We start from the raw sequence: 5,731 nt of genomic DNA, 5'->3' as shown, positions 1-5,731 counted from the left end.
CCTCACTGGTGAGATAATCGCGCCAATCAATGGCTTGAATGCCATCATACAGTTCCTTCCCATCCCCACAGGGAATTTCGGCAATGGGAACCAAAACCCGAAAAATAATTCTTGACCAAAGATTGACTCGATAGAGTAGGGCCAGATCTCCCTGAAAATGGACTCCGGTGAATACGGGTTTCACTTCTTTGGCCCCTAGGCATTCTAATTCCCTAGCGGCAATTTCTTCTAGTCCCCTCGCGGTAGTAGCAAAATAGGATCGAGTCATTTCAGTTATCAGTTATCAGTTTTCAGTTTTCAGTTTTCAGATGTGAGTTATCAGTTATCAGTTTTCAGTTTTCAGTGACTAGCGCCGGTCGTTGGTAGCTTGAAATCAGAAAGATTTTAATTTTTATCCCCTTGTAAATTCCTATCTGATTCGTTCTTTCTTTATCTTGCAGGTAGTCGGCGATCAAATCAAGTTTTTGTTAGGAAATATTAAGGGTTTCTCCCAATCAAGACTAGACAGCATTCTCTGAGAAAATAATGTAGGCGCTCATTATCGTTAGGGAAATTTTTCTCGCGAGTTGCCTGAGCTATATTTGCTAGTTCGGTTTCCCCTATCTCTATATTATCCAGCCAATTCTTAAAATCTTGCTGCCTAATGTACTGCATAAAGTTTCTTGGATTATCTATACATAATTTGAGTAATTCTGGGATATTGTTAACGTCTTTTCTTCCACCATTGTCTAAGTTAAAATAGAAAGGTGGATTATATTCTGGATTTCTACTGTAATTTTGAATTTTATTAAGAAGATTTTTAAAACAATCATTAATAAGTTCATTTAAAAGGTTTTGTTTATTTGCTCCTTGTGCTTGCATCAAAACTTTAGTATTCTGTACTTGATTAGCTAGGCGAAATTCATCTAAAGTTTGCAGTCTCGATTTTAACGAGCCATTTTCTATCTGAATAATAGCATTATCTCTATCATCAATCATTGATTCTACTATTTGATACATTCGTGTAGATTTCACTTCTTGATTTTGAATATGTTCAAATAAATTATTGATAAGTTCATTTAAAAGGTCTTGTTTATTTGCTCCTTGTGCTTGCATCAAAACTTTAGTATTCTGTACTTGATTAGCTAGGCGAAATTCATCTAAAGTTTGCAGTCTCGATTTTAACGAGCCATTTTCTATCTGAATAATAGCATTATCTCTATCATCATCATCAATCATTTCTCCTACTATCTGATACAGAGGAATAAAATATCTTATAGGTTTTATCCAAAATATTCGTGTACTTTTCACATCTTCATTTTGTTTGTCAATTCCTTTGTACCAGATTTTTTTTAAACTTCCTTCACCGTCTCTTAACTCGGCAATACTACCTTCTTCAGTAAGTATTGAGAAGTACATAGGTAAAATTATCTTTCTAATTATCTTTCTAATTATCTTTCTAATTGCTGGTATTAATAGTAACACCGATATTACAACAATTAAAATAATCACAGTGATAATATATGCACCAATTAAGTTTCCTACCATGGGACTAAGAATAGCACTTATCGATTCTAATGGGTAAAGAATTATTATGTCTGATACTGCAAAAACAGCACCCGCTAATCCCAAGAGTTGGATAGTACCAAAAACCCTTTTAATCCAAGTACCCTCTTCTGGTCCAAATCGTAAAGTTTGCATATAGGTTTCCCAAACAATTGGCTTCTGAGCAACGGGTAAATTATTAAAGTATAAATCATTAATTTTAGGCTCAATATTAGTGGCAATATATCTACCAATTCTAACGACCTGATGATTACTTGCATTGACAAGAAAGATGATCAATCCACAAGAGGCGGGAACCATTATTCCCAGAATAATTGCTGAAGGAATTCGCCGTTCAATTGGAATATCATATTTTTGTGGAGATATTGTTTCTGTTGCTGTTACTGTGTCTTTTTCTTTAATAACTGACGTCGAGGAAGTTGGCTTTGAATTTTTTGGTTTAATTTTGTGACTACTATCCCCTTTTGGAGTTGGCTTTGAATTTTTTTGTTTAATTTCGTGACTACTATCCCCTTTTGGATGAGATATTGTCGTTTGTGTTGTTTCTCCTTTTGTCGTTTTTTTTTCTCCTTTTGTCGTTTCTATTGTAGTTGTATCTGTGGGTTTTGTAGTAGTAATAGTTGTTGTCTCTTTCATGATGGGAAGATTAGCGATGGGACTGATCCCAATTCCCAGTAAAGTCAAAACTAGACCCCCCCCGAAGACAATAACATTAGTGCGATTTTGTATGGTTTGTAAAATTTCCGTTCTCAGGGTTTTATACTCCTCCATACACACATCGATCGCTTTATTGATATCGGGTTGATTGTTGTTCTTAGGCATTTTTTAACTCCTGGATTTATATATAGTTGTAATTTTATCTGGTCAAATAAGTAGGTAGGCGTTAAAAATTATCAGACACCCACCTTATCAAGGGTAGATCCCCCCGCCTATCGGCACCCCCCTTATCAAGGGGGGCAGGGGGGATCAAACCTAAAATCCATTTTTAATTGAATTATAACCAGCTATTTAGAATTACACTATTGGCTTAAACTTTTCTTAATTAGTTCCAAGGCGATTTGTAAATTAGCCTGTGTCCAAAGGAGAGGAGTGGCATCATTAGGAATATATTTTCCCTGTTCTAGATAGTATAATTCGGGACATTTAAACTCACCCAGGGGGGAATCTTTTCCCGTAATTTGTCCGAGAGAACGATTGAAGTAATGGGTTTGTAGGTTGAGGTATTTCTCCTGACCTGTACTCTGGAATTTAAGGGCAAAAATGGCAGAAATAATCGGATCAAAAATACACCATTGTGCTTCTTCGCCTAGGTTTAATCCTCTCCCTTGTTCCTGTAACCAATTTTCCCTTTCCGTCGATACCGTGGTGCGGATTTCTGGGGGAATTAAGCGATAGTCTCGACACCAAAAAGAATCACCTAAATAGCGACGAATACCGTAATCTCCCTGAAGGTGAACGATAACATTATTAAGAATTTGATCGGCGATATTTGTCTCCACCACTTGTAAGGGATAAATCAAAAAAAGTAGGGCTGCATCATAACTTCTCGCTTGCGGTACTGGTAGAAGACACTCGGCCGGTAAAATACGGTATAAAGCTTGTTCTCCTATCTCAATTAAGTCCGCTAAAAATGCCGGTGTAATCCTGCGATTTTCAGCCGTGAGATTTATCTCTGTCTCGATTAATAACCTTTTTAATTCCCGTAATCCCGCTACCACAACCCCGATGCTAGATGCTTCTATTTTACGGGTTTCTTCCCAGTGACCGCTATCCTCATCCTGCCAATAACTAATTGCTTGAAAATATAAGGGGAATAGGGCAATTGTTTCTAGACAATGGGGGGAAAGCTCAACATATTTTTCCCGTGCTAAACGACAATAAAACCAGAGAAAATAGCCAAGGGCATCATTTTGTGCGTGTTGCCAAACTTGGTCAATTTCCGTCAGTGTACGTCCCTCAAAACGAATATGAGGACGTTCCCTGATCTTTTCAGGATTAACTCGACCTTGGATAATATTAATAAAACGCCTTTGGAACTTTTGAAAATAGTTCATCAAAGTCTGAATATTCTTGACAGCGATCGCTGTCTGTCCGATAATATAGTGAGAATAGGCCAGATAAACGTTATCCCTCAGCCAAACATTGGCATATCCGGTGTATTCTGTCTCATTACTGACTAATGCTGCTGGAAATAAGCCATTTTCTAGCTGGGGAAATCTCAAGACATCATTTTCCGACAAAAACGCGGATAATCTCTGAAGATCCCCCAGAGAGTAGCGGTATTTAATGAAATCGAGAATTTTTTCGTTGTGAACAACCAGCATCGGCAAAATACCCCAATAATCTGCTCAAAAACGAATTTATCTCGCTCAATTCTACTGAGAAACCCAAAAAATGCGTCTTTGATTAGGATCCCGTCGGGGACTTTGTTCCCCCATCACTTGCCGCGCTTGACTAGGATCGAAGCTGCGAGTAAATTGACCGCGCAATTGATTGACGCGTTCCTCCTTTTCTTGGGCTGCCAAACGCACTTCTTCCAGTTTTGCCTGTTGGATCTGTTGGTAAGGTAGCAAACGAGCGATCGCAAAAACTGCCGTGACGGAAATGGCGCTATAGGCAATAATTCGGAGCCAGATCTCGATAACTTGCCAGTTTTGGGATTTATTGCCGCTTTTTGGCTTTTTTCGGTTTTTTTTGTCGGTTTGGTTTCGTGTTCCTGCGGTCATAGATTTATGAGTATAAGTAAAATCGGTGAGAAAAGTGGCTAATTACTTTCAAGTTACTCCCAATCACTGATAACTGGTAACTGATAACCGACAACCGAAAAAACCCCAATCGGTCTCCCCTATAGCTAGGTCAGACGGGATCAGGGTTTATTGAAAGCGATTTTACTTATAAAGTTCCGTCGCTAGACGAAAAGCCAAAATCCCGGGGATTAAAGCAATTACCAGAGCGACTAAAACTTGAGTATCAGAAAGCATTGCTGATTATCTCCTCATAAAGATATTCATCCAATACTTTCCGACATCATCGGGGTCCTCTGCATCATTTCGTTACAAGACTTCATATCTCCCCACCCCGATGACGGTTATCTCCCCTAGAAAAGAAAGTTGTAAAAGCGTTAAGCTGAAGTATTGCCATGATTACATTTATTTTTACCTGCGGCCTCAATGTTAGACTCGCTCCTTGATTCATCTCTAACCCTTAGTCTAAAAACCCCGTTAATTCTGTTGGTTCTCATTGCCCTAGAAGCGGTATTATCAGCAGATAACGCCATTGCTCTCGCTTCCATAGCACAGGGATTAGGAGATCATCAGCGTCAACGTCAGGCCTTGAATATTGGCTTAGTTTTCGCCTATATTCTCCGTATGGTCTTGATTCTTACCGCCACCTGGGTGGTTAAATACTGGCAGTTTGAACTTTTGGGAGCAGTATATTTGCTCTGGTTAGTCTTTAATTACTTTGCCTCCCCGGAAGACAAAGACCACACCCATCATAGTCTCAAGTTTCAATCTCTCTGGCAAGCTATCCCCCTAATTGCCGTTACCGATTTAGCTTTTTCCCTCGATAGTGTCACCACCTCCATCGCCGTGGCCGATGATACTTGGTTGATCCTGCTTGGTGGTACGATCGGAGTAGTTACCCTGCGCTTTATGGCGGGTTTATTTATTCGCTGGTTGGAAGAATACACCCACCTAGAAGATGCTGGTTTTGTCACCGTCGGTTTGGTGGGTTTAAGATTGCTGTTGCGGGTGATTAGTCCCGATTTTGTGCCGCCGGAATGGATTATGATTAGTTTAATTGCTATCCTCTTTGCTTGGGGTTTCTCAAAACGCAACGATCGAGAACCAATAGAGAGTGATACCATCCAATCTGATGAATTGCCATAAAATAATCATCAGGACAGTATTCTCCGAGCCAGTATTCAGGAGATTGCTTTTATTTATTCTCCCCACACCCCAATTGGCTCTCTTATTTTTTGTGTGATAAGTTTAACTTAATGTAGGATCGATCTTTGTGTCCTTTGTGTCTCTGTGGTTCGTTCCACTCACTCGCCACTTCTCAACCCCTCACTAATTACCGACCACCGAAAAGAAAATCCCTAGAAGATCATGTCATCTTTACCGACTCCATCTGCTGATACCTTAGAAAATTCTACTCGATCGCCCTCTTGGAAAATTAAACT

The 5,731-nt window shown here is 39.3% G+C and carries 5 protein-coding genes and 2 pseudogenes; 2 read left to right on the top strand and 5 right to left on the bottom strand.

From position 1 onward, the window contains the following. The 5 genes and pseudogenes from PX481_RS02880 to psaM form a co-directional block, all read right to left on the bottom strand. Positions 1–268 (bottom strand): annotated as a pseudogene (locus tag PX481_RS02880) (THUMP domain-containing protein); the annotation flags it as partial. 209 nt (positions 269–477) lie between these two features. Further along, positions 478–2,367 carry a hypothetical protein gene (locus PX481_RS02875; RefSeq protein ID WP_002758719.1) on the bottom strand — a complete coding sequence of 630 codons (1,890 nt, stop codon included), beginning with the start codon at positions 2,365–2,367 and terminating at the stop codon, positions 478–480. Between the two features lie 197 nt (positions 2,368–2,564). Continuing rightward, positions 2,565–3,869 (bottom strand): glycoside hydrolase family 15 protein, encoded by a 1,305-nt coding sequence (locus tag PX481_RS02870; protein ID WP_002758718.1) that lies wholly within the window; start codon positions 3,867–3,869, stop codon positions 2,565–2,567. A gap of 51 nt (positions 3,870–3,920) precedes the next feature. Beyond that, positions 3,921–4,271, bottom strand: a complete 351-nt coding sequence (locus tag PX481_RS02865) for a slr1601 family putative cell division protein (RefSeq protein WP_002758717.1) — start codon at positions 4,269–4,271, stop codon at positions 3,921–3,923. A gap of 162 nt (positions 4,272–4,433) precedes the next feature. Then, complete coding sequence (gene psaM, locus PX481_RS02860) at positions 4,434–4,526, bottom strand: photosystem I reaction center subunit XII (protein ID WP_012264462.1); 93 nt, start codon at positions 4,524–4,526, stop codon at positions 4,434–4,436. Positions 4,527–4,715: 189 nt separating this feature from the next. Here psaM and PX481_RS02855 point away from each other — a divergent pair, with 189 nt between their 5' ends. Together PX481_RS02855 and PX481_RS02850 are read left to right on the top strand one after the other, a co-directional pair. Further along, entirely contained in the window at positions 4,716–5,435 is a 720-nt protein-coding gene (locus PX481_RS02855) for a TerC family protein (protein WP_002758716.1), read from the top strand. A 222-nt stretch (positions 5,436–5,657) separates the two neighbouring features. Continuing rightward, a pseudogene (locus PX481_RS02850) lies at positions 5,658–5,731 on the top strand (thiol-disulfide oxidoreductase); the annotation flags it as partial.

It is taken from the genome of Microcystis sp. M53603_WE2 (assembly GCF_030065435.1).
The sequence above is the reverse complement of the archived record's forward strand: the minus strand, read 5'-3'. Positions and strand labels throughout refer to the sequence as shown.

Coding starts and splice junctions, on each gene's coding strand:
- PX481_RS02875 (WP_002758719.1), bottom strand. CDS start 2,367: ATGCCTAAGAACAACAATCAACCCGATATCAATAAAGCGATCGATGTG.
- PX481_RS02855 (WP_002758716.1), top strand. CDS start 4,716: ATGTTAGACTCGCTCCTTGATTCATCTCTAACCCTTAGTCTAAAAACC.
- PX481_RS02865 (WP_002758717.1), bottom strand. CDS start 4,271: ATGACCGCAGGAACACGAAACCAAACCGACAAAAAAAACCGAAAAAAG.
- psaM (WP_012264462.1), bottom strand. CDS start 4,526: ATGCTTTCTGATACTCAAGTTTTAGTCGCTCTGGTAATTGCTTTAATC.
- PX481_RS02870 (WP_002758718.1), bottom strand. CDS start 3,869: ATGCTGGTTGTTCACAACGAAAAAATTCTCGATTTCATTAAATACCGC.